Here is a 24840-nt window from a genome sequence, read left to right as displayed (position 1 = left end):
GCAGCCTGTCAATAATGCTGGCAATGGAGGCGTTGTTGTTGAAAGTAAGCTGGTTGTTATTGATCTGGGCATTTGCTTTAATTGCAATGATACCTGCGACCAGTAAACAGATGCAGATCTTACCCAGATGAAGTAAAAATTTACGATACATATGTATTTAATTAATATAGTAGGATGGAATTTTTATTGGTGAACCGATAACGGATGCCTGTGGCATAACCTAAACCATCAAGCAATTTGGTTACGCCATAATCTTTCATTTCGCCGCTAAAAGCCGCCTGCTTTTTGGCGGATTGTGCAACTGAAACCTGCACATTGTAGTAACGTTCTATTTTTCGGGCTATCTCTTCTGCACGGCTATTGTGGAAGTATAAGGTGCCGTTTTGCAAGCTGGATGCATCCTGGATATTTACCCGGGTTTTGCTGGCTTGTTGTGTTGCTAAGGTATAGTTACCCTGCTGGCCCGCTTTAATGAATATGGTTGATTTCCCGTATACCAAACCCACCAACCCTGTTGCTACCTTAACCTCTTCATTGACGCCCTTACGGGAATACACATTGAATGAGGTACCCAGCACGTTTACTTTAAGGTTATTGGCCGTATGGATGATGAAAGATTTCTTACCATCGTGCTTTACATCAAAAAATGCTTCGCCGGTAAGTGTAAGCTCTCTTGTTTTCTGGCCGAATGCACCACTTACCTTTAAGGTGGAGTTTGGTGCCAGGTAAACTGCCGAACCATCAGGTAATGTAACCTGACGTCTTTCTAAGGTTGTTTTGACGGTTACTATTTCGTTGGCAATTTTCTTATTGGTATTAACAGCATACCAGGTAATACAACAGGCCAACAGCAAGGTTGCGGCAATACTCAGCAAGCGGAACAGTGGCTTAATTTTAGCCTCGCCCACCTGCTTTGGGCTTTCAAAAACCCTGTCTAACATTTTCACCCATTCCGTATGGATCGCATCCTCTTTTACAGGCTGGGTAAGTTGCTTTTGCTTTTGCTGCAGTTGTTTAAGAATGAGCTTATTTTCGGCTTTCTCATTAAGCCAGGCATCAACTTCGGCAATTTCTTCCGTTGTGCTTTCGCCGTTAACATGCCGTATTAGTAATTCCCAATTCATTTATGGTGATCTTTATTTAAAGAGGAGTACAGCCCTCCTTTCCACCAAAAGAAATTGTTAAGTGTTTATGAATATTATGTTAAGCGTTTAGAAGATGTACGAATTAAAACGATAATGAAAAAGCCGCCTTAAAAGCAGCTCTTTCATTATCAGAAAATTATGCTAATGTTATTTCCTGCATGTATTGTTTACCAAACCTATCAGTGGCAATAACTTTTATTATTTTAACACCAGTCGAGGGTTTTGCAAAAAACAGGTGATCGGTCAGGGTTGGGTCAACCCATTTGTGTTTTTTGGGTAACTGAGGTCCTGCATACAGGTCAACCGCCCAGGGGTCAAAATCAATACGCTGGTCCATATCGCCTTTCAGCACGCCATCTTCCAACCATTGTACTTTCCAGGCTTTGTCCCAGTTCCAAACATTTGCCACGATTTCTTCCGGAGCAGTTGCCAAATAACCTTTAGGATAAACTTTCAACTGATAATCCTTAGGTTTACCGGTCGATTTATAGAACCAGCTGATCTCATTGCCCTTAACTTCATAAACGGCATAACCTTCAGGTGTGCCATCGCTGCAAATTGGGCCTGTCCACCAGGCACCGCAAACCGTGCCATGCACATGCTCGGTGATGTTACCGTCCTCCCATTTCTCATTCATGTGGGTATGGCCCGACATGATATGAACTTTATATGGTGCCAGTATTTTATATAGCTGCTCCCTGTTGGATACTGTGCCGCCAAGATCATCCTGCTTGTCTTTATTCCGGCGCATTGCACCGGAGTTTGTAGGGATATGGAGTGACACTACTACTGTACTGCCTGCCTTAACGTGTTTCAGGTCCTGTTCCAGCCATTGCAGCTGGGTTTCGGTAAGGTAACCAATATAGCGTTTAGCTGTACCGATAAAGAATACGTCGTCCAGCATTACGTAATGGATATTGCTCCGGTTAAAAGAATAATAGGTTGGCCCAAAATTATCTTTAAATGTCTTTGCCGAATAATCATCAGTTCGGGCATCCAGGTCCATATCATGGTTACCAATGACGTTAAAAAATGGGATGCCGGTAATATTAACCGCCTCCCGGTAATCATCGAACAGTTCAAAATGATCCCACACCAGGTCCCCGCAGCCAATGGCATGAACAGACGTACCGGCTGGATAATTGGCTACCAGGTCGCGTAGATCGGGGGCAGTACGTTTTACTAACGCCTCGCCATCTTTTTTAGAGATGATCTGCGGATCGGCCCAAACTACAAAAACGTGATCATTATCCTCTTTTTCCAGCCTGTCCAACTGAAAGTTCGCTGTAAAAGCATTTGACTTGACATCGATTGTTTTATAAAACTGGGCAATATGTTTATCATGTGGGATAGCATATCCCGCCGGGATGCTGATGTATACAAATCTTGCGGTTTTATTGCTCATTAACTGGTAATTACCACGTTTATCCGTTAAAGTGATGTTTACGCCATCTGTTACAGCAACATTGGCTACACCCGCACCGTTACTAAGTACGCGGCCTTTAAGTGTCAGGTTGGTAATATCAACGGTGTCTGGAATAGCTAATGCAGGATTGGCAACCGTGACACCCGCGGGAACGGTTAGCACTGCACCGGTAAGGCCAAGCGCTTTTATAAAGTCTCTTCTGTTAGACATATCTTTTGAGTGATTAATGCTTTACGTGTAAGAGCAATTACACGCCGGCTTCCACTAAAAGAAATAATTAAATTAATGTGAAGATTATGTTAACGAGCATTAAGCCGCCTGCAATAGTTGCCTTATCATAATTGCTATTATGCATATAATAGCTCAACTGCTCAATCGCCTCACGCATATTATATTCCACCTTTTTTTCACTGATATCTAGCGTTTTGGCTATCTCATGATTCTTTAAACCAATGAGGCGGAGGTTGATGATCTCTTTACGCGTGGCAGGTAGCTTGTTCATGAGTTCTTCTACTATTTTTATAGATTCTTTAGCCACAATACGTTCAAGCGGGTTAAATGCATCTTCAGTAATATCCCAGGAATCGTCTATTGAACTGTTTACTGACTGCGAACTCATTGCCTTTAAGGCGCCGTTTCGGGCGGAACGGAAGAGATAAGGTTTAATATTATTGATCTGCAGTTTATCCTTTTGCAGCCATAGGTTCAGAAAAAGATCCGACAGTATATCTTTAGCGAGCTCCCCATCCCGCACAATTGATTTCAAATAACGAAACAGTGCTGAATAATGCTGTTTAAAAACATCTTCAAACTGCTGCAAATCAAAACAAGGTGCTGAGGTAGATGCCAGTTCCATAAGGGCGCAAATTTAAGGTACACCATATTACCGCAAACACCTTCAATGTTAAGTTTGTGTTAAGCTTAACCTTTTATGATAATAGTATTAAAATAAATTACGGATGCTCTAAAAGCTTAAAAACGTACTGCCCTATTGGGATCACCCTTCATAGCGAGTTTGAAAATTTATTAGCCTTTAAGGTGGGTATTAAACACCTGCTATAAATGAAGCGATTTGGCACAACTATTAAAAGCCAATAAAAAAGGGCTGCTCTTTGTAGAACAACCCTTAGTTTTTCGGGACAAGTCCCTGCTGTAGCCCGTAGGGGAATCGAACCCCTGTTTCTAGAATGAAAATCTAACGTCCTAACCCCTAGACGAACGGGCCATTTCTGAGTGGCAAAATTTGTGTTTTTAAATTTTGCTCCCCTTATTTTGGGAATGCAAAGATATATCTTTTCTGAGAAAATTAAAATAAAGTTTAAAAAAAAATTATCGTAAATATTTTTCTGCCTCTGCTACAGATTATTAAAATGAATCTCATTTTTTTTGCCGGCAAACAAAAAAGGCTTTTGGCTATTTATAATTCCGATAACGTTACGATATCTTTATACACAAATCAACTTCACATGAAAGCCATCTGGAACAACCAGGTTATTGCGGAAAGCGATGAAACCATCGTTGTAGAAAACAACCACTATTTTCCAAAGGATAGTATAAAAGCCGAATTTTTTAAACAAACGTCCACTAAAACAACCTGCCCTTGGAAAGGCCTTGCCTCCTACTATACTGTGGAAGTAGACGGTAAACAAAACCCGGATGCTGCCTGGTATTACCCGGAGCCAAAATCTGCTGCAGCAAACATTGCCAATTACATTGCCTTTTGGAAAGGGGTGAAAGTAACGCAATAATATGAAGCATTACGACGCGATTGTTATCGGGGCCGGCCAGGCAGGTGTGCCGCTCTGTAAAAAACTGGCAAATGCCGGCATGAAAACCCTGTTGGTTGAAAAGCGCTTTATTGGTGGCACATGTGTTAATGATGGCTGCACGCCTACCAAAACAATGGTAGCAAGTGCGCGGCTAGCTTATTTGGCAGGCCGTTGTAACGATATGGGAATTAATATCAAAGGCTATACGGTAGATCTGAAGCAGGTTAAAAAACGTGCGGATGGCATTGTAAAAAAATCGCGGAATGGCGCAAAAGACGCTATTGAGCATACAAAAAATCTTGATCTGCTTTTTGGTGAGGCCACTTTCATTGATAAAAACACTATTTCGGTAAACCCTAAAACCGGAAAAGCCCGTCAGTTTTCGGCCGATAAAATATTTATAGACACCGGCTGCAAAACCATTATTCCAAAGATTGAAGGCCTCGATGAAATAGAATATTTAACATCTACTTCTATTTTGGATCTGGAGAAAGTGCCCGAACACCTGCTGATTCTTGGCGGTAACTATATTGGGCTGGAGTTTGGGCAGATGTTTCGCAGGTTTGGCAGCAAGGTGACCATACTGGAACGGTCGGAAAGATTACTGACCCGCGAAGATGAGGATATTGCGTTGGAAATAACCAAGATACTTGAAGATGAGGGACTAACAATAATTACAAGTGCTGAGGCTGTTAAATTTGCGGATAAGGGTAAAAACAAAATCACAGCAACAATTAGAACCGGCGGCAAAGAATCGAAAATAAAATGCAGCCATGTATTGATCGCAGTTGGCCGGTCGCCGCAAACCGAGAAGCTTGGTTTAGACAGAACAGGTGTGGAGATTGATGAAAAGGGCTACATCAAGGTAAACGACAAGCTGGAAACCAGCGCAAAAGGCATTTATGCTTTGGGCGATGTAAAAGGCGGCCCGGCATTTACACATATCTCCTATAATGATTACACCATCGTGTACCGTAACCTGGTAGAGAAACAAGACCTGACGATAAAAGACAGGCCGGTGCCTTACTGTATGTTTACCGATCCGGAACTTGGGCGCGTGGGCATTACGGAAGCAGAAGCAATAAAGCAGGGGCTAAACATAAAAGTAGCACGTTTAGAAATGTCGCATGTGGCGAGGGCGCTGGAAACCGGCGATACCCGAGGCTTAATGAAAGCGATAGTTAATGCCGATACCAAAGAAATATTGGGTGTAGCTATTGTGGGGACCGAAGGCGGCGAGATCATGTCGGTGCTGCAAATGGCTATGGAGGGTGGCATTACTTATGATCGCATACGTTATTGTGTTTTTGCCCATCCTACTTATTCAGAATCATTAAACAACCTATTTATGGCGCTGGAGGCATAAGCAAATGTATGATCAAAGTTGAGCATCTCGTAAAAATATTCAATACAACAAAAGCGGTAGATGACATTTCTTTTGAAGTAGCCGAAGGCGAAACCCTGGTTTTGCTGGGTACCAGCGGATGCGGAAAAACCACCACCCTTAAAATGCTGAACCGGCTCATAGAGCCTGACAGTGGAACGATTGCCATTGGTGGGCAAAACATTTTAGAGCAGTCGCCCGAGACATTACGCCGGGGCATTGGCTATGTTTTGCAAAATAACGGCCTCTTCCCCCACTATACCGTTGCAGAAAACATTGCTATAGTGCCGGGGTTGCTTAAATGGGATAAAGGGAAAACACAAAAGCGGAGTTTAGAACTATTACAAAAACTCCATTTGGATAAACAATATTTAGATGTTTACCCAAACGAACTAAGCGGCGGCCAGCAGCAACGAATTGGCCTGGCCCGCGCGCTGGTAGCAGACCCGCCGGTACTGTTGATGGACGAGCCCTTTGGCGCCTTAGATAACGTTACCCGTACCAGTATTCATAAGGAATTTAAGGCGTTGGACGAATTGAAGCGAAAAACCATCATCATGGTTACGCACGATGTGCAGGAAGCGTTTGAACTGGCCGACCGGGTTGCGCTGATGGATAAGGGTAAAATTGTACAGATAGGCACGCCTGCCGATCTGTTGTTCAAACCCGCAAATGATTTTGTCAGCAGCTTTTTAAAAGAGCAGCGCCTTCAACTGGAGCTGAAAGCGATCAGGGTGTATGACCTGTGGGAATACCTGCCGCAAGTAGATCGCAAAACAAACCCGTCTTCATTATCTGCCGATGCGGATATCTGGTCGGCCTTTGAGCAGTTCAAGTTTATTCAGGGCGAAAATCTCAATATCTTCAATCAACAAACCAAAGCCTTTAAAACCGTAACTTTTGAGCAGGTTATGGCGGCATATTCCAAATATAAAACTCTGCAACCCCATGAATGAGCAACAGCAAACCTTATGGAGTTTTATGAGTCAGCAGGCCGATAAACTGGGCATACAAACCCTGCAACACATTGGGCTTACCTTTATTTCGCTATTTATCGCGGTGCTCATAGGCCTGCCATTAGGCATTTATATTACCCGGAAAAAAAGCATCTCGGGGCTGGTGCTGGGTATTGCAGGAATATTACAAACCATCCCAAGTATTGCATTGCTCGGCTTTATGATTCCGCTGTTAGGCATTGGCGCCAAACCCGCTATTGTGGCATTGCTGCTTTATGCGCTATTGCCCATTATCCGCAATACCTATACCGGTATAACCGGCGTGGACGGCACCGTAAAAGAGGCGGCAATGGCTATGGGGATGAGCAAATGGCAGATACTGTTTAAAGTGGAACTACCTTTAGCCATGCCGGTGATTCTGGCAGGTATCCGCACGGCAACGGTGATCAATGTTGGTGTGGCCACTTTAGCCTCTTATATTGCAGCTGGCGGCTTAGGGGAATTCATTTTCGGCGGCATCTCGCTTAATAACACCAATATGATCCTTGCGGGGGCCATCCCGGCAGCATTGCTGGCTATAATTTTCGATTTTCTGCTCTCACTGGTGCAAAAGCTGAATTTTAAAAAGATAAAAGGGGCGGTAAAGGTAGCGCCGGTGATGTTGGTCATACTCTCCTGCCTCTACTTTATCCCTTCCGCTTATGGCAGTAAATTAACGGCAGGCTTCACGCCCGAGTTTATGGGTAGGCAAGATGGCAATTTGGGCCTGCAAAACGAATATGGCTTAAAGATCCATACCATTGTGATTAGCGACGCAGTGATGTACAAAGCAGCGCAAGAAAAGGAACTGGACGTGATCAGCGGCTACTCTACCGACGGGCGTTTAAAGGCTTACAATTTGGTGGTGCTGGAGGATGATAAAAAGATCTTCCCGCCATATTATGCCGCACCCGTTGTTCGCGATGATGCTTTAAGAAAATTCCCTGAACTTGAAAAAACACTCAATCTGTTAGCCGGCCATATCAACGACTCCATTATGACGGAGTTGAATTACAGAACCGACTACCTGCACCAATCCCCGGAACGGGTTGCTAAAGACTTTCTGGTTTCAAAAAATCTTTTTCGCCCTGCAAAAACGGCAAGCGGCGGCGTGGTGCGCATCGGTTCAAAAATTTTTGGCGAACAATACATTTTGGCCAGCATATACAGCATGCTGATAAAAGGCTACACCAACTATGATGTAGCTACCAAAACCGGCCTAGGGGGCACCAAGATAGTTTTTGATGCCTTAACCAACGACCAGGTAGATTTTTACCCGGAGTACACCGGCACAGGCCTGCTTGCTATTCTGCAGGCATCCTCAAAAACGGTGAGCCAGCTACAGGTAAGTAAAGATAGCACCTACAATTATGTAGCCCGCGAATTTGAAAAGCGCTATCAGCTTAAATGGCTCAAGCCAATCGGTTTCAACAACGCCTACGCTTTAATGATGCGGCAGCAACAGGCAAAAGATTTGAATGTTAAAACAATTTCTAACCTCAAACGATATTTGGATAGCAAATAATACCAATGGATTTAGCTGACTGTTATTTAAAAGTACGCCGACGCACCGAAGCGATCTGCGCCCCCTTACAAACCGAAGATTATGTAGTGCAGCCTGTGGGCGATGTAAGTCCGCCTAAGTGGCATATCGGCCATACTACCTGGTTCTTCGAAACTTTTATTTTGAAACCCTATTTTATGGGGTATCAGGAATATGATGCCAACTACAATTATGTGTTCAATAGTTATTATGAAACGGTAGGCAACCGGGTTATCCGTACGGACAGGGGTAATTTAAGCCGCCCTACGGTGATCGACATTCAGCTGTATCGCAAATACGTGGACGATGCGATGCAGAGTTTTATCGCTTGTGGCAACATAAGTAACGACGTGGAAGAACTCCTTATTTTGGGCTTTCACCACGAAGAGCAACACCAGGAACTACTGCTGACAGATATCAAATACATCCTTGGCAACAACCCGCTGTTTCCTGCCTATTCAAAAAATTATGTTAAACCCAGGGCCATAGTTCCTGCGGACAAAGCGTTTGTTAAAATTGAAGAAGGTGTTTACGAGGTCGGTTTTGAAGGGCAAGGCTTCGCCTTTGATAACGAGCTGAATCGTCATAAGGTATATTTGAACGCCTTTGAGATCAGCTCGGCACTGGTTACCAATGCCGAATATTTGGAATTTATTAACGCAGGTGGTTATCACGATTTCCGCCATTGGCACGCCGCCGGATGGGATTGGGTAAATACCAATAAAATAGAGGCCCCTATGTACTGGCACCAGATAGATGGCGCATGGCAGTACTACAATTACCATGGCCTGGAGCCACTGGTAATGCATGAAGAATTGTGCCACATTAACTATTATGAAGCCTATGCTTATGCCTCTTGGAAAGGTATGAGATTGCCAACCGAATTTGAATGGGAAGTAGCGGCAACACAATTTGCCTGGGGCAATCGCTGGGAATGGACAGAAAGCAGCTACCTACCTTACCCTGGTTTTGCCAAAGCACCGGGTGCTATTGGCGAATATAACGGCAAATTCATGGTGGGGCAAAAGGTGCTCCGGGGAGCTTCTGAAGTGACCTCTCCGGACCATAGCCGAATTACTTACCGAAACTTTTTTCAGCCGGAGTTACGCTGGCAATTTACTGGCATACGTCTTGCTAAATAAGACGATCACTATTTAATCCATATGGAAAACACTACCACCTGCCAACAATCGGCCGCTAAACAAAATGAAGTAATAGACAAGCAATTTCACAATGATATTTTGGCGGGCCTGCTGTCTGTACCAAAGCGCCTGGAATCGAAATATTTTTACGATGCACAGGGTGATAAACTTTTCCAGGACCTGATGAACTGTGACGAGTATTACCCTACAAACTGCGAGATGGAGATTTTCACTCAAAAAACCGCGGAATTGGCCAATGCTTTGATTGCCGCTGGTGATGGTTTTGATTTGATAGAACTTGGTGCAGGTGATGCCACAAAATCTTCTCATTTGCTTAAAAACCTGATAGATCAAAAAGCTGATTTTACCTACCTTCCGATAGATATTTCGGGCAATGTGATCTCTTATCTTAACATCACGTTGCCGGTTACTTTGCCGGGTATCAAAATAACCGGCTTGCAGGGCGAATACTTTGATATGCTGAAAAAAGCCGCTGCTATTTCTGATAAGCGCAAAGTGGTGATGTTCCTTGGCTCTAATATTGGCAATATGCCTGTGGCAGAGGCCGAAGATTTCTGTAAAATACTGCGCGACCACCTCTCCCCCGGTGATATGGTGCTGATTGGTGTCGACTTGAAAAAGAACCCGAAAACGGTACTGGCAGCTTATAACGATAAAGAAGGCATTACCAAACGCTTCAACCTTAACTTATTGGAGCGCATTAACCGGGAGCTCAATGCAGATTTCGATACTGAGCAATTTGACCATTATGCAATGTATGACCCGGAAAGCGGCGCTTGCCGAAGCTATTTGGTAAGCCTGCAAGATCAGCAGGTTAAAATAAATGGTGCCGACAATATCAGCTTTGCTAAAGACGAATACATTTACATGGAGATCTCGCAGAAGTATACGTTGGACCAGGTAAGTAAGATGGCTAAGGCAACCGGGTTTAAGCCGCTTAATCAATTACTGGATAGTAAAGGCTGGTTTGTTGATGCGGTTTGGATGGCGGAGTAGTTAGGAGCACAATTGACCTTAATAACTAAGCTGTTTAAGGCTTTGGCTCTCTAATGCCATTAATGCAAACTTGAAATCAAGCTATTTGAGTAAAAAACGGATTACAAGAAACATTTTAACAATCGCTGGATGCCATTACACACAACAGATAAACTTTAAATCTTCGTCCAAGTGTTTTCGCTGCCATACGGCAGAACGTCCCGTTGGCGCTTTTTGTAGGACACCGTGTGGGCAGCAAAAATGCGTTTAAAGCTTAATATATAAGCTAGGTTTTACACTTCACTTTACTGTTTTTAATACCCTAAACATATCAGGGTATTGTACTGAATATTCAATTAAATATTTCTTCCCTGTTTGAGGGTCACTTGTATCAGCGAAAGATTGTTCAATTATTGTTCCTGCCGTTTTATAATTAATAATTGACCAAGCCTGTTTACCAGATCTTGTACTCCTCATATCAACTTTTACAACCGTTGCAGTAGTGGATTTTATTGGTCCATTAGATAAAATATTATCAACCCTTACTTTAGCCAAGTTATCTATTACCCCAAAAACGGTTATAAATACAATCAAAAAAATCACGACGAAAACCGTTTTATATCCGTTTACATTTTTTGATATCACATTGCGTGATTTAAATTCGGAAATAAATAAAACAGCGCTTGCTAATATAAACGCAACAATTGCTATTTGAATAATCTCAGCGTTTTTGTAAGAAATAAAGTACCATAAAACGCAGCCAATTAAATAGCTAATAAATGCTGATTGCAGTACCCGTCTGCTTTTTTGTTCTCTATTCAATGTATTTTAATTAATTCTGTTACTCATGGACGTTCACAATAATCCGTGAAATTGTTAGTTGTGCTAAAGCTCATATTCATTAACCAAGATAGCAGATTCATTTGGGGTATTGTAACATCAACTAATAAAGCTATATTTAATCAATATATCACAATCAATGGGAACCTCATCAATCGCTCTCTTACTTATCGCTTTTTTTATTTTTATTATTCTGATATCCTGCTTTGTAACTGTTAAGCAGGGCACTATCGTAGTGATCACCATTTTTGGTAAATATCGCCGGATTTTAACGCCGGGATTGAATTTCAAGATCCCTTTCATCGAAAATATTCATTCCAAGATCTCCATCCAGAACCGGTCGGTAGAATTGGAGTTCCAGGCCGTTACGTTCGATCAGGCGAATGTATATTTCAAAGCTATGTTGCTCTACTCCGTACTGGATCAGTCGGAAGAAGCTATCAAAAATGTAGCGTTTAAGTTTGTAGACGACCGTAACCTTATGCAGGCGCTCATTCGTACGGTAGAAGGCTCCATACGCGCATTTGTGGCCACCAAACGACAAAGCGAAGTGTTGATATTACGCCGCGATATTGTGGAGCATGTAAAAGACCAACTGGATACGATACTGGAGGGCTGGGGCTATCACCTGCAGGACCTGCAGCTGAATGATATCACCTTTGATGAGGTGATCATGAAATCGATGAGCCAGGTGGTAGCATCGAACAATTTAAAAGCCGCTGCCGAGAATGAAGGCCAGGCCCTGCTGATCACCAAGACCAAAGCGGCGGAGGCTGAAGGTAACGCTATCAAGATCTCTGCGGAGGCAGAACGCCAGGCCGCGCAATTACGCGGACAGGGTATTGCCTTGTTCCGTGAGGAAGTAGCCAAGGGTATGACGACTGCAGCCAAAGAGATGCAGGAGGCCAACATGGATACCTCGGTGATTCTGTTTACCATGTGGACGGAATCCATCAAGCACTTTGCCGAAAACTCCAGGGGCAATGTCATTTTCCTTGACGGATCTACCGAAGGAATGGAGCGTACCATGAAAGAAATGATGGCCTTAAACCTTTTGCATACCGATAAAGTCCAAAAGTAAAATTTACTTAACGGCTTCGATGACATTTAAACTTTTGAAAGGCGGCATCCTGTGTTTAGGTTTGATGCTGGTTTCTGCTACGCTGTTTGCCCAATCTTTCAGGCAATTAACCGCCGACGATTTCAGAGGATCGCCCCGTGCTAACAGCCGCGGAGTGGTTGCTTATACCAATTGTACTATTGATTTTCGATTCCAGGCATCGCATACAGATGGAGAGTACATTTTGCATTTTAATGTGACGCTAAACATGAACAATTACAAATCATGGATAGACAGGTCGCGCATCTCATCGCAAATTCAGCTTGCCGAGATTCTGAAGCATGAGCAAGGCCATTACAACATTGCCTACCTGGAGCAGCAGGAGGTACTGCGTATAGTTAACCGCACTCGTTTCACTGCAAATTATCAAAATGAAGCGATGGCTATATTTAACCGGGTTGATGCCAAATACAAGCAGCTTAATCTTGATTATGACGATGATACGGAACATAGCACCAACAAACAACAGCAGCATAGCTGGGATGTATATTTCGCCAAGCGTATGGAATTTTTACCGCCTGTAGCAGCCTCAAGGTAAGCTATTTCTTTTAAAATCAAATTTGTGCACTGTAAATTAATCCTGTATTTTTGACAGCTATGCCAACGGGTAAAAATATTTATTTTGCTTCAGACTTTCATTTAGGTGCCGTATCCCATACCTCCAGCCGTGAACGCGAAGACCGGATTGTGCGCTGGCTAGACATGATCATGCCCGATGCCGCCGAACTTTTCCTGGTTGGTGATATTTTCGACTTTTGGTTCGAATATGCCACAGTTGTTCCCAAAGGTTATATCCGCTTTTTAGGTCGATTGGCGCAAATGGCCGATAATGGTACCAAAATTTACTTCTTTAAGGGCAACCATGACATGTGGATGTTTGATTACCTGGTTACAGAATTAAATGCGCGTATCATATCTGACGAAATGGTTATGGAACGTGGGGGCAAAAAGTTTTTTCTGCACCACGGCGATGGCCTTGGCCCTGGCGATAAAAAGTACAAATTGCTAAAAAACATATTTCGCAGCAAGCTCTGCCAATGGCTTTTTGCAAGGATCCATCCAAACCTTGGGGTTGGGATTGCCAACAGGTGGTCAAGAGCCAGCAGAATGGAAGGCGGGCGAACCCAACATTTACGCAAGCACGAAAACGAATGGCTGGTTACTTACTCCAGGCAGCTTTTATCAAAAACACATTACGATTATTTAATTTTCGGTCACCGTCATTTCCCGCTGGATAGAATACTATCGCCAACCAGCCGCTATATTAACTTAGGGGAGTGGGTAAACTTTAGCACTTATACTGTATTTGACGGCACTACGCTGGAGTTAAAGCATTTTGAGCCTGCCAGGTAGTTAAGCGTATTGCAATATTTAAACAATCAGGGTTACGGAGATGATCGCTGCGGTAATCTCACTAACATTCTTCCTAACATAGGCCTACTAAAAATTAAAGAAGAAGTTGATTTCTCTTTACAATACCCTGAATATATAATCTGCTTTAAATTACGTATTTTTGCATGTTTGTTGCACCGCATTACCTAAAATAAACCCGATTGAAATGGAAAACTTTGGGTTAGCAATTACCGGGGCAAAAGCTTGTAATAAAAAGCGGGGCTATAGTAACCAATTAGCACTGCATTGATTTTCAAAATAAGATGTTAGAGAAATTAGAATTAATATTTCAACGCTGGAAAGCAGTAGAAGTTGAACTAAGCAGCCCGGATGCCATGAGCGACATGAAACGCTTTGCCCAGCTGAACAAGGAATATAAAGACCTTGCCAAGATTGTTGACGAGTATAACATATACCGTAACATCATGAGCAACATAGATACCAATAAAGAGATCCTGGCTACCGAAAAGGATGACGAGTTTCGCGAAATGGCCAAGATGGAGTTGGACGAGCTGCTAACCAAGCAGGAAGAGATGGAAGAAGCTATTCGTTTAATGCTGATCCCGAAAGATCCGGAAGATTCTAAAAATGCGGTTATCGAAATCCGTGGCGGCACAGGCGGAGATGAAGCTGCTTTGTTTGCAGGAGACCTTTACCGCATGTATATGCGGTACTGTGAAAAGAGGGGTTGGAGAACCGAGCTGATCGATTACACCGAGGGCACATCGGGCGGTTATAAAGAAATTGTATTTAACGTAAATGCGGAAGATGCTTACGGTAACTTTAAATACGAATCTGGCGTACATCGCGTACAGCGCGTGCCGGATACCGAAACTCAGGGCCGTGTACATACTTCAGCTGCATCGGTGGTAGTTTTGCCTGAAGTTGATGAGTTTGATATTGACCTGCAGGTGAGTGACATCCGTAAGGATCTTTTCTGTGCTTCGGGCCCGGGCGGCCAGTCGGTAAATACTACCTACTCTGCCGTGCGTTTAACCCACTTACCTACCGGTATTGTTGCGCAATGCCAGGACCAAAAATCGCAATTGAAAAATTACGATAAAGCCCTTGGTGTATTACGCTCACGTGTGTACGAAATGGAACTGCAGAAGCATCTGGAAGAAACTTCGAAAAGGCGTAAAACCATGGTGGCAACGGGCGACAGGAGTGCCAAAGTGCGAACGTACAACTATCCTCAGGGCCGTTTAACCGAGCACCGCATAGGCTTAACTATTTATAATCTGGTAGGCGTTATGAACGGCGATCTGCAAGAGATAATGGAAGCATTGCAATTTGCTGAAAATGCCGAGCGTTTAAAAGAAGGTACCGCGGCATAAAACGTAACATCATGATACTTGTAAGTAAAGCACCTTAATTTAAGGTGCTTTATTTGTTTAGCCGGGTTTCTTTTCATCTCAATTTCATATTGCCCCTGTACTTTAGTATCAATAAGTTAGCCCCTAACTGAATTTTAATGTTTTGGGCTGTAGCTTATTTAACTGTATTTAATTTTAAGATGTATGCTGGCAGTAAAAAACTTAACAGGTAACAATAGCATTTTCGCTCGCGAAATTAGGTTAATGGGAAACAGATTTGAAATTAGCCTCCTAGCTGATAATATTGCCTGGGCAGATGATCGGATCGACAATGCTATTGCCGAAATTAATAGGGTAGAAAAATTACTCAGCACTTTTACAGACGACAGCACCTTAAACGAGATCAACCGCAACGCCGGTATCCGCCCGGTGCATGTAGATGCTGAAATATACAGACTTGTTGACCGCTCAATTCAAATCTCCGAACTTACTTACGGTACTTTTGATATCACCTACCCTGCTATTAGCAATGCTGATACAAAAGCGGCAAAACGTAAAATTAGCCTAACCAACTATAAGAATGTAGTATTGAATGCTGAGAAGCAAACGGTTTTCCTTAAAAATAAAGGGATGCGGATTGGTTTTGGCGCCATCAGTCGTGGGTATGCTGCCGACAGGGCAAAATATATTTTACAGATGAATGGGGTAAACAGCGGTGTGATTAACGCCGGCGGCGACCTGCTCAGCTGGGGCCTCCAGCCTGATAACACCCCGTGGACCATCGGTTCAGCGGACCCATCAAAGGCCGGGCAGCCATTTGCGGGCATCAACATCAGTAATATGGCTTTCGCCACCTCTTTCAATTCAGAAAAACTCACCCCTATTACCAGCAATACCGTTATTGGCAAGATCAACGCGGAGAACGGCTTCCCTGTAAGCAAAATTAAAAGCGTTAGCATGATCACCCCCGGTGCAGAACTTGCCGATGCAATGGCATCGCCAATTATTGCCATGGGCATAAATGCGGGTTTATATCTCATTAATAAGCTTAACCAAATGGCTTGTATTATCGTTGATGACCATGCACGTATCTATACGTCAAAAGGAATTAATTTAGCAGGGTAAGCGTATTACGCTATCCGTTCTATTTATATATTTACATTAAATACAACCAAACCTATTTGGCTTAATTTTTACCCCCGCTAATTATTGAATATGCACTACGGCGTAATGGCCGTTTTTGCGTTTAATAGTTAAGCATTTGTTCATGCGTCTGAAATGATAAAGTGGTTTTTGTATATTGTACTCCTGATGATATCCGCGCCACGCCTTCTATCTGCAAAAAATAATGCTATTAAAAGCCCCGAATTTACCAGCCCGGCTATACACTTTGCTATGCCTGCAGCTTTGCAGCGCGATACTACCACAAAAGCCAGGCAACGCCAGCTTGAAGAAGATAAAAAGAAAATTAAAGAAGTGGCGAAAGCCAAAAAGCAGCCGAAACCAGAGAAGTTAGAAGAAATAGACCCGGCGACCGGAAAGCCAAAACCTAAACCTAAAAGGCAGCGCAGGCCTGATGGTTTAGAAAGGCCACCTGAGATACCAAGAAGAAATGATAATTAATATTAAGTTTACAGCACTTTGTTAATGAGATACTTCGGCATATTACTTTTTTTTATCACAAGCAGTGCATTAAGTGCATCGCCAAGCGCATTGCTTTTTGCTTTTCCGCAAAAGGCACTAGTTGCTGATAGCGATACTGTGGTAACAAAACTTGCCGATACCACAGCGGTATTAGTCCGCAAAAATTCTCTATCAGCAGGTGTTAATTATGGCAGCGATGCCTTGTTCTTTGGCCGCACAGGCCCGTATAGATATCCATTTGTTTCTGGTGACATGGTGATCAATTATAAATCCGGTTTCTTTGTATATGGGTCGGCATTGAAGGTACTGGGCTACAAACCCGTTGTTGATGAAATTGACGTTGGTGGCGGGTATTATTACCGTTTCTCGAAAAAGTTCACCGGGACGATCAGTTACACCCGCTTCTTTTTCAATGACGACTCGCAGATCATCAAATCGGCATCATCGAACGATATCAATTTAAAAAACTCGTACGACTGGGGTCTGCTGAAAACCAGCCTGATAGGAGATTATCTTTTTGGCAAATCTTATGATATTTTTGCAACTGTTAGTAATTCAAGATACTGGGAAAGCAGCTGGAGCATTTTCGACGATCAGGATTACTTATCTATCAACCCATCATTTAATTTCATTTTGGGCACACAAAACTTTGTGCAGCGATATTCGATAGATCATAAATACCGCCTGGAGGCGAACAATATTTATATTAAAAACGAGAACGGCCTGGGCGCGCGCGATAATGCCAAGTTTACTATGCTTAATTACAGCTTTAAGATTCCAATATCATACAACCGCCCTCATTATACACTCGAGTTTTCATACAAATACTCTATTCCTGTTAATGTGGAGGGTGCATTACTTAACCGCCGTGAATCTTTTTATAATTTAACATTTTATTACGTTTTTTATTAATTGTGCCAAATGAATGTTTTAATTATAGAAGACGAAAAAGCGCTTGCCTACGAATTGGAATTATTCCTTTCGAAGCACAACTATATTTGCGAGGTATGTTTTAATGGCACATCCGCATCAGAAAAAATTGCCGTAAATCTGTATGATTTTATCCTGATCGATCTTGGCCTGCCGGATTACGATGGCCTGGACCTGCTGAAGGAAGCCAAAAAAAATCGCCCGGAAGCTGCCTGTATTATTTTAACTGCCCGCGCAGAAGTATATGATCGTATAATGGGGCTAGACCTGGGTGCCGACGATTACCTGCCAAAACCATTCTCACTCTTAGAACTGCAAAGCCGCATGCAGGCCATTACCCGCAGAAAATTCGGACTGGTAAACCAAACTGTCAACCTCGACGGTTTTTTGGTAAATTTAACAGACCGGACAATTACCTATCTAACCACTTCTGTTACTAATATCACTAAGAAAGAATTCGACCTGATCGCTTATATGATTCTCCATAAAAACCGAACGCTAACGCGTGCGCAGCTAAGCGAACATATATGGGGAAGCGTAGTGAACGATGATTACGACTCGAACTTTATTGATGCTCACATCAAAAACATCCGCAAAAAATTGAGCGCCTTTGCCCCTGCCGACTGGCTGGAAACCGTGCGTGGCTTAGGCTACCGTATAAAAACAAACGTTTAAGTATTTGAAACTTAAAACCAAACTTACGCTGTTTAATGCCCTGTCGAAACTGGTTATCGTAACCCTTTTCGTACTGCTGCTGCCATCGGTAATAGAAAGCATCAATAAAAGTTACACAGATAGCCGCCTCATTAAACAACGTGACAAACTTTTACAAATAGTAAAAGAAAAGGGCATAAAAAACTATATAGCAGATGGTGAAAGCTATGGTAGCTATTTACCGCTTAAAGAGGAATACATTAGCCTGGACGAAGTAGAACCAGACTACTTTGCCGATACAATTTATAATGACCGCCGTTCGGTTGAGCGCGACACCATTGATTACCGCATCCTCAGCCATACTTTTAAAGCCGGCAAGCGAAACTACCTATTGGAGATAGGGAAAAGCACCGAAACAATAAATGACACCACAGGCCCGCTGCAAACTATCGCCTTTCTTATCCTCTTAGGGATGATCTTGCTCACCATCCTGGCCGACCTCGTATACTCTAACTATATACTTGCGCCACTGAGCCGGATTATTAAAACCAAACTGGTCGGTACCAAATTCCCGAGTTTTACTACATACAACCAGGTAAAAACAAGCACATCAGATTTTCGGCATCTGGATCTAAGTATCCACCGGATGATTGCGCAGATAGAACTGGCCTTTCAAAAAGAACGCGAGTTTATTTCCAACGCATCACATGAATTGATGACGCCCATCTCCATTCTGCAATCTAAAATTGAAAACTTGTTTGAGCAGGAAGACATAGCCGACGAGTTGAAGGTAAGAATGCTGGAGATGCAAAGGATCCTCAACCGCTTAAAAAGCATCACCAAAACATTGCTATTGATCTCACAGATAGAAAATGAGCAGTTTTTAAAAGAAGACGAAATTTCGTTGAACTATTTACTCCAGGATCTGTATGAGGAAATCTCCATCAGGTTACAGGATAAAAACATCAGTTATGAACTGGCACTAGCGCAAGATATAACGCTCATCAACGTAAACAAATTCCTGCTTTTCAACCTCTTGTTTAACTTGGTAAACAATGCTATTAAGTACAATAAAGCTAATGGCCGCATCATGATCACTGGTGAATTAGTGAAAGACTACTACCAGATCAATATCAACGACACCGGAATCGGAATATCAGAAGAAGAACTGCCGTACATCTTTCGCCGGTTTAAAAAAATTAAGCAATCACTTACGCAGGATAGTTTCGGACTTGGGCTTCCAATAGTTAAATCCATCGCCGTTTTTCACAATATCGAAATTAACGTACGTTCTGAAAAAGATAAAGGGAGCACCTTCTCTATCATCATTCCAGCCCGACTCATAAGATCTTAGCAACAATCTTTGTCCTAAATAACGGTCACACAAAATGCATTTGAATATACCATACCTGGCCATTATTGGCCGCTTTTCGTAATCATTAAAAAATTGTTGCCAAAGTTGTATTTCACTCGATAATCGGCCAACTATTTCACATATAATTTAGTTTACACCTTTGGCACTCACTTTGCAAATAGTCCGTTATATATATCAAGGTAAAATCATGAAGACTCTAAAACTAAAAATAGCAACATTCAGTATTGCAATTGCGACAGTAGGTTTATTCGCAACCAGCTGTAATTCGTTAACGAAAACTCAAAAAGGTGCAGCTATAGGTGCAGGTGCCGGTGGTACAGTTGGTGCGCTTATAGGAAAAGCAGCCGGTAATACTGCATTAGGTGCAATAATTGGTGGAGCAGTTGGTGGTACAGCCGGAGCATTCATTGGCCGTAATATGGACAGGCAAGCTGCCGAAATAAAACAAACTGTACCGGGTGCAACTGTTATCCGCGAAGGCGAAGGTATCCTTGTAAAGTTCGATTCAGGCATCTTGTTCGATACCGGTAAGTCAGACCTTAAAGGTGAAGCCCGTACCAACCTGCAAAATCTTTCAACATCTTTGGTAAATAACCCACAGACGAATATTTTGATCGTTGGCCACACCGATAACGTTGGTACTGATGCCAGCAACATGACGCTTTCTTTGCGTAGAGCTGAATCAGTAAAAGCATTCATTGCCGCCGGAAATGTTGCCAATTCACGTTTGACAACTTCAGGCAAAGGTGAGTCTGAGCCAATAGGTGACAACACAACCGAAACAGGCCGTGCACAAAACCGCCGGGTGGAAATTGTAATTGTAGCAAACGAGCAAATGAAAAATCAGGCACGTTCTACTCAATAGTCTTTAATAAGATCGATTAATAGTTTCAGCAGCCCTCTTGCCAAAAGCAAGAGGGTTTGTTTTTTATAAACCTCCCGCTCTCTAAAAAAATGTAAGTACAATACCGCTAGGCATAGCCAGCTATAAGTGATGTTTTTTTAAAGGCCTCAATTCCGGAGAAGATTAGCGAAGGCCTGATTTTTTGTACATTTGCGGCATGGCATCCATCAAACCATCTGTACCTAAGGGCACCCGTGACTTCTCCCCGGCCGAAATGGCTAAACGTAATTTTATCTTCGATACCATTAAAGGCGTGTTCCGCAAATATGGGTATCAGCAAATAGAAACGCCTACCATGGAGAACCTGAGCACTTTAACAGGCAAATACGGTGATGAGGGCGATAAGCTTATTTTTAAAGTATTAAATAGCGGCGATTATTTAGCGAAAGCGAACGAACAACAATTAACTGAACGTAATTCCAACCTGCTTACGAGTTCCATTTCCGAAAAGGCCCTCCGGTACGATCTTACGGTGCCTTTCGCACGCTACGTGGTACAACATCAAAACGAAATAACTTTCCCGTTCAAACGATTCCAGGTGCAGCCGGTATGGCGTGCGGATCGCCCGCAGAAAGGCAGGTACCGCGAATTTTATCAGTGCGATGCCGATGTGGTAGGGTCAGCCTCATTATTAAACGAGGCAGAATTTATAATGATCTATGATGAAGCCCTGAGTCTGCTCGGCTTAAAAGACTTTACAATAAAAATTAATAATAGAAAAATACTATCTGGTATAGCCCAGGTTATAGATAAATACGATAGCATAATTGACCTGACCGTTGCTATTGATAAGCTGGATAAAATAGGACTGGATGGTGTTACCAAAGAACTATTGGAGCGTGGTTTCACCGATGCCGATATCGATAAACTAAAGCCTGTTATTTTGCTGGAAGGTAGTAATTCAGAGAAACTAGAAAAATTGCGCCTGGCATTACAATCTTCAGAAATTGGCCTGCAGGGTTGTAATGAACTGGAAACTGTATTTAATTACCTCAGCTACACACCGCTAAAAAAAGCAACCATAGAGCTGGATATAACCCTGGCCCGCGGCTTAAATTATTATACAGGTGCAATATTCGAGGTGAAGACCAACGAGGTAGCTATGGGTAGCATCGGCGGAGGAGGCCGTTATGACGACCTAACCGGCATGTTTGGGTTAAACGGATTAACCGGTGCAGGCATCTCCTTTGGCGCGGACCGTATTTATGATGTATTGGAAGAATTGAACTTGTTCCCTGCATCGGCAGAGCAAAGCACGCAAGTATTGCTCATTTGCTTTGATACCCCGGCCGAAACCTATGCGTTGCCTTTACTGCAACAGCTACGTGATCATGATATAAATGCAGAATTATATCCCGCCGGAGCCAAGGTTAAAAAACAAATGGATTATGCTAACAGCAAACACATCCCTTACGCAGTATTGATAGGCAGTGACGAAATGCAAACCGGCCTGCTTTCTTTTAAAAACATGGAAAGCGGTGAACAAGAAAAATTATCGGCCGCAGATATCGTCAGCAGAATGATTTAATTTAATGCCTGATTACACAAAACCCAGGCCCGAAAAATTTTTATTAAGCACCTGGCTGTTATTAACATCCAGCCATTTATCAAGCAGGGTGGCATACACATCCCTAAAGTCAATTTCGTATTTCAAATCGCCGTTATCCAATTGCGAAAGGTTTGGCGCATTGTTGTAAATCCCCTGTTTTTTCAATTTGCCCCCAAATATCATTACGTTGTTTGCCGTACCGTGATCTGTGCCGTTGCTGGCATTTTGCTCTACCCTGCGGCCAAATTCAGAGAATGTCATCACCAGCGTATCATCCAGTTTGCCGGCTTGCTTAAGGTCTTTTACAAAAGCAGCCACCGCATCACCGTAAATCTTCAACTGGCGGCCCTGTTGGTTTTGCTGCGTGGTGTGCGTATCAAAACCACTTAACGATACATAATACACCCTTGTTTTTAACCCCGAATTGATGAATTTGGCAACCGTTTTTAGCTGGTTGGCAAAAGGCGTTTGCGGGTACTGCGAGTTAGTGGTATATGTTTTAGAGGTCTGCTGGATATACTCTGCCGATGCATTGGTCTCAATCATGGTTTTATACAGGTAACCCAGGTTATCTTCATTAAAATTCGAATGGGCGTGTTCGTTGATCAACTGCTTAAAATAAGGGTTGCGGGTTGCCTGGTATAGCTTGCCGGGGTCTTCTACAGCTATACCCTTCATTTTACCCCCTTTCATGGCCAGCGATAGGGTATCGTCCACTTCGATTGCGGTATAGGGATGCTGGCAGGTGCTGCAGTTAGAATCGAGGTATCGGCCTATCCAGCCGGTGGTTAAAAATTGGTTGGCGTCGCTGCCGGTTTGCCAGATATCCATGGAGCGAAAATGAGAGCGATCCGGGTTAGGGTACCCTACTGAATTGATCACGCTCATCCAACCCTGGTCATAAATTTCTTTTAATGCGCCAAGGTTGGGGTTAAGGCCCTGCAAATCCGTCAGCTTTATAATATCAGGCTGTTTAATAGCAATGGTTTGCCGTTTTTGATAATAGATATCATTGGCATAAGGTACAATAGTATTCAATCCGTCGTTACCACCGGATAGCTGTATGATCACCAGGTTTTTGTGGCCCGACAGATTATTTATAGCCATTGCCTCCAACGGTTTCAGGAACGATGGGATCAAGAATGCCCCCGAGGCCAATGCTGAATTTCTTAAAAAATCTCGCCTTTTCATAGTTAATTATTGATTTAGTGATTGACAATTTGTGGCTTCGGGTGACTACTAATTCAGTAAATCACTCATCCAGTCCTTCACTAACTATCTAGCAAAGCTGATATTCAGGCGTGGAGACCAGTTCTATCACCATTGCTTTTGTATCCGTACTTTTGTTAATCAGGTTTGTTAAACCGGCACTTAGTCCGGTGTTTAAAATAGTTTGCGCAATAGCTAGCGGGCTGGCCTTTGCCGGGATATTGGCAGTAAACCTATCCCAGTCTACCGTTGCCTGCACTTTAGTTGTTACAGCTTCTTTCTGCTTGCGGGTGGTGGCAATAAAGGCCTCGTCTTCCGGGTCTACCTTCCCGCTAAAATCAATCACCCCTCCGTTCAATACCGTAGACGGGATTTTTAAGCGATACATCAGCGATGAGCTGTCTATCCAATTGCGGCCACCCGGCCAGCCTGCAACATTGGGTGGATAAAAAAGTACCTGTCCCAGTGCGCGCTCAAACTGCAATACTACATCAGGGTTTTGATAGGTGATATAAAATTGCCGGTTTAGCCCAACAATAAATTCCACCGGCGACTTAATGAGGTTGCCGATATTTTTCTCCTCATAAAACCAATCTGCATTAAACAGGTAGGTAAGCAGTGGCTTTATCTCGTATTTGCTGCTATAAAATACATCAGCCATCGCATTAACATGAACGGCGCTGGGCGTTTCATTTACAAAGTTTTTGTAAAGTTTATTGCAAATAAAACGGGCAGTTTCCTTTTTATCCAGCAGTATATTAATGATATCCTCCCCCGCAAAATTGCCGGTTTGGCTAAGGAATGTTTTGTTTCCGGCATCATGCAGCGCAGGCCGCGCTTTAAACTCGCCATCTTTGGTAAATCCCCAGCCTGTAAAAGCCCGGGCAGATTCCTTTACATCACTTTCGGTGTAATTTTCCCGACCAATGGTAAAAAGCTCCATCAGCTCCCGCGCAAAATTCTCATTCGGATGATTCTTTTGGTTCTGTTGATTATTGAGAAACTGCAACATTGCCGGCGATTTAGATACCTCCAGCAGAAGTGTTTTAAAGTTCCCTAAAGCATGTTTGCGCTGAATATTATTAAGTTGCTGGGCATACCAGGCATTTTGGGTACGGCAGGCAAAGTGATTGTGCCAAAAAAGGGTCATCCGCTCGCGCAGCTGCGCATTACTGGTACTCATTTTATTAACCCAATCAATATTCAATGCCTTTTCCTGCTGGCGCTGTTCCTGCAAAAACATCTTCTTTGTGCCCTCATTGGCCATCAGAAAATCTTTGTAATTAATGTTGCCCGCAATAATAGAGGCATCGTCAACCCGGTCAGCTTGGGCCAATAGCAGATCCACCGCTTGTTTGACAGAAAGCCCCTCTACCTGCCTAAGATCTTCAAAGCGGAGCCCAAACCCCGCCCTTGCATACAAATGCCTGATATGTTTCAAGTTGCTCCCCATACCGGGTTTGACTGGATGTGAGTTGTTGGGTTTAATTAACTAAGGTTTTAATTT

The 24840-nt window shown here is 43.0% G+C and carries 23 protein-coding genes and 1 tRNA gene; 17 read left to right on the top strand and 7 right to left on the bottom strand.

Annotated features, from left to right (window positions below; genetic code table 11):
• Positions 1-161: 161 nt before the first annotated feature.
• The 4 genes from A0256_07335 to A0256_07320 all read right to left on the bottom strand — a co-directional run bounded on the left by A0256_07335 (position 162) and on the right by A0256_07320 (position 3796).
• Positions 162-1124: a hypothetical protein gene (locus A0256_07335; protein ID AMR31253.1), complete on the bottom strand. Its 963-nt coding sequence runs from the start codon at positions 1122-1124 to the stop codon at positions 162-164.
• Positions 1125-1281: 157 nt separating this feature from the next.
• Positions 1282-2781, bottom strand: coding sequence for a metallophosphoesterase (locus tag A0256_07330; GenBank protein ID AMR31252.1), 1500 nt, complete (start codon positions 2779-2781; stop codon positions 1282-1284).
• A 67-nt stretch (positions 2782-2848) separates the two neighbouring features.
• Positions 2849-3427: a hypothetical protein gene (locus A0256_07325; protein AMR31251.1), complete on the bottom strand. Its 579-nt coding sequence runs from the start codon at positions 3425-3427 to the stop codon at positions 2849-2851.
• Between the two features lie 297 nt (positions 3428-3724).
• A tRNA-Glu gene (locus tag A0256_07320) sits at positions 3725-3796 on the bottom strand.
• A 241-nt stretch (positions 3797-4037) separates the two neighbouring features.
• On the opposite strand from A0256_07320, the gene A0256_07315 reads away from it, so the two are divergent.
• Genes A0256_07315 through A0256_07290 form a run of 6 tightly spaced genes read left to right on the top strand, consistent with a single transcriptional unit; the run spans position 4038 to position 10421 of the window.
• A complete protein-coding gene (locus tag A0256_07315; GenBank protein ID AMR34459.1) occupies positions 4038-4319 on the top strand; it encodes a hypothetical protein in 282 nt (93 codons plus the stop codon).
• A 1-nt stretch (position 4320) separates the two neighbouring features.
• Positions 4321-5706 (top strand): mercuric reductase, encoded by a 1386-nt coding sequence (locus tag A0256_07310; GenBank protein AMR31250.1) that lies wholly within the window; start codon positions 4321-4323, stop codon positions 5704-5706.
• Between the two features lie 8 nt (positions 5707-5714).
• The gene (locus A0256_07305; protein AMR31249.1) at positions 5715-6680 is read left to right on the top strand and encodes a glycine/betaine ABC transporter ATP-binding protein; all 966 of its coding nucleotides are present in this window, start codon (positions 5715-5717) and stop codon (positions 6678-6680) included.
• Positions 6673-8244 (top strand): ABC transporter permease, encoded by a 1572-nt coding sequence (locus tag A0256_07300; protein ID AMR31248.1) that lies wholly within the window; start codon positions 6673-6675, stop codon positions 8242-8244. Before A0256_07305 ends, A0256_07300 begins: the two co-directional genes overlap by 8 nt.
• 5 nt (positions 8245-8249) lie before the next feature.
• Positions 8250-9404: a sulfatase maturase gene (locus tag A0256_07295; GenBank protein AMR31247.1), complete on the top strand. Its 1155-nt coding sequence runs from the start codon at positions 8250-8252 to the stop codon at positions 9402-9404.
• Positions 9405-9425: 21 nt separating this feature from the next.
• Positions 9426-10421 carry a dimethylhistidine N-methyltransferase gene (locus A0256_07290; protein ID AMR31246.1) on the top strand — a complete coding sequence of 332 codons (996 nt, stop codon included), beginning with the start codon at positions 9426-9428 and terminating at the stop codon, positions 10419-10421.
• A 279-nt stretch (positions 10422-10700) separates the two neighbouring features.
• On the opposite strand, the gene A0256_07285 is transcribed toward A0256_07290, so the two are convergent.
• Positions 10701-11222: a hypothetical protein gene (locus A0256_07285; protein AMR31245.1), complete on the bottom strand. Its 522-nt coding sequence runs from the start codon at positions 11220-11222 to the stop codon at positions 10701-10703.
• Between the two features lie 157 nt (positions 11223-11379).
• Between A0256_07285 and A0256_07280 the strand changes: the two genes are divergently transcribed.
• The 11 genes from A0256_07280 (at position 11380) to A0256_07230 (ending at position 22103) form a co-directional block, all read left to right on the top strand.
• Positions 11380-12321 carry a protease gene (locus A0256_07280; protein AMR31244.1) on the top strand — a complete coding sequence of 314 codons (942 nt, stop codon included), beginning with the start codon at positions 11380-11382 and terminating at the stop codon, positions 12319-12321.
• A 19-nt stretch (positions 12322-12340) separates the two neighbouring features.
• The gene (locus A0256_07275) at positions 12341-12898 is read left to right on the top strand and encodes a hypothetical protein (GenBank protein AMR31243.1); all 558 of its coding nucleotides are present in this window, start codon (positions 12341-12343) and stop codon (positions 12896-12898) included.
• Between the two features lie 59 nt (positions 12899-12957).
• Positions 12958-13713 (top strand): UDP-2,3-diacylglucosamine hydrolase, encoded by a 756-nt coding sequence (locus tag A0256_07270; GenBank protein ID AMR31242.1) that lies wholly within the window; start codon positions 12958-12960, stop codon positions 13711-13713.
• Positions 13714-14015: 302 nt separating this feature from the next.
• Positions 14016-15089 (top strand): peptide chain release factor 1, encoded by a 1074-nt coding sequence (locus A0256_07265; GenBank protein ID AMR31241.1) that lies wholly within the window; start codon positions 14016-14018, stop codon positions 15087-15089.
• Between the two features lie 183 nt (positions 15090-15272).
• On the top strand, positions 15273-16193 hold the full coding sequence (locus A0256_07260) for a thiamine biosynthesis protein ApbE (protein ID AMR31240.1): 921 nt from the start codon (positions 15273-15275) through the stop codon (positions 16191-16193).
• Positions 16194-16346: 153 nt separating this feature from the next.
• Positions 16347-16691, top strand: coding sequence for a hypothetical protein (locus A0256_07255; GenBank protein ID AMR31239.1), 345 nt, complete (start codon positions 16347-16349; stop codon positions 16689-16691).
• A gap of 24 nt (positions 16692-16715) precedes the next feature.
• Positions 16716-17624 carry a hypothetical protein gene (locus A0256_07250; GenBank protein ID AMR31238.1) on the top strand — a complete coding sequence of 303 codons (909 nt, stop codon included), beginning with the start codon at positions 16716-16718 and terminating at the stop codon, positions 17622-17624.
• Between the two features lie 9 nt (positions 17625-17633).
• Entirely contained in the window at positions 17634-18317 is a 684-nt protein-coding gene (locus tag A0256_07245) for a DNA-binding response regulator (protein AMR31237.1), read from the top strand.
• Between the two features lie 4 nt (positions 18318-18321).
• Complete coding sequence (locus A0256_07240; GenBank protein AMR31236.1) at positions 18322-19650, top strand: hypothetical protein; 1329 nt, start codon at positions 18322-18324, stop codon at positions 19648-19650.
• A gap of 208 nt (positions 19651-19858) precedes the next feature.
• Complete coding sequence (locus A0256_07235; GenBank protein ID AMR31235.1) at positions 19859-20536, top strand: hypothetical protein; 678 nt, start codon at positions 19859-19861, stop codon at positions 20534-20536.
• 196 nt (positions 20537-20732) lie between these two features.
• Positions 20733-22103, top strand: coding sequence for a histidine--tRNA ligase (locus tag A0256_07230; GenBank protein ID AMR31234.1), 1371 nt, complete (start codon positions 20733-20735; stop codon positions 22101-22103).
• Between the two features lie 12 nt (positions 22104-22115).
• Here A0256_07230 and A0256_07225 read toward each other — a convergent pair whose 3' ends face one another.
• On the bottom strand, positions 22116-23315 hold the full coding sequence (locus tag A0256_07225) for a twin-arginine translocation pathway signal (protein AMR31233.1): 1200 nt from the start codon (positions 23313-23315) through the stop codon (positions 22116-22118).
• A gap of 88 nt (positions 23316-23403) precedes the next feature.
• A complete protein-coding gene (locus tag A0256_07220; protein ID AMR31232.1) occupies positions 23404-24786 on the bottom strand; it encodes a hypothetical protein in 1383 nt (460 codons plus the stop codon).
• Positions 24787-24840: the final 54 nt, after the last annotated feature.

It is taken from the genome of Mucilaginibacter sp. PAMC 26640 (genome assembly GCA_001596135.1).
Taxonomy (GTDB): domain Bacteria; phylum Bacteroidota; class Bacteroidia; order Sphingobacteriales; family Sphingobacteriaceae; genus Mucilaginibacter.
This window is presented reverse-complemented; position numbering and strand designations above follow the sequence as displayed.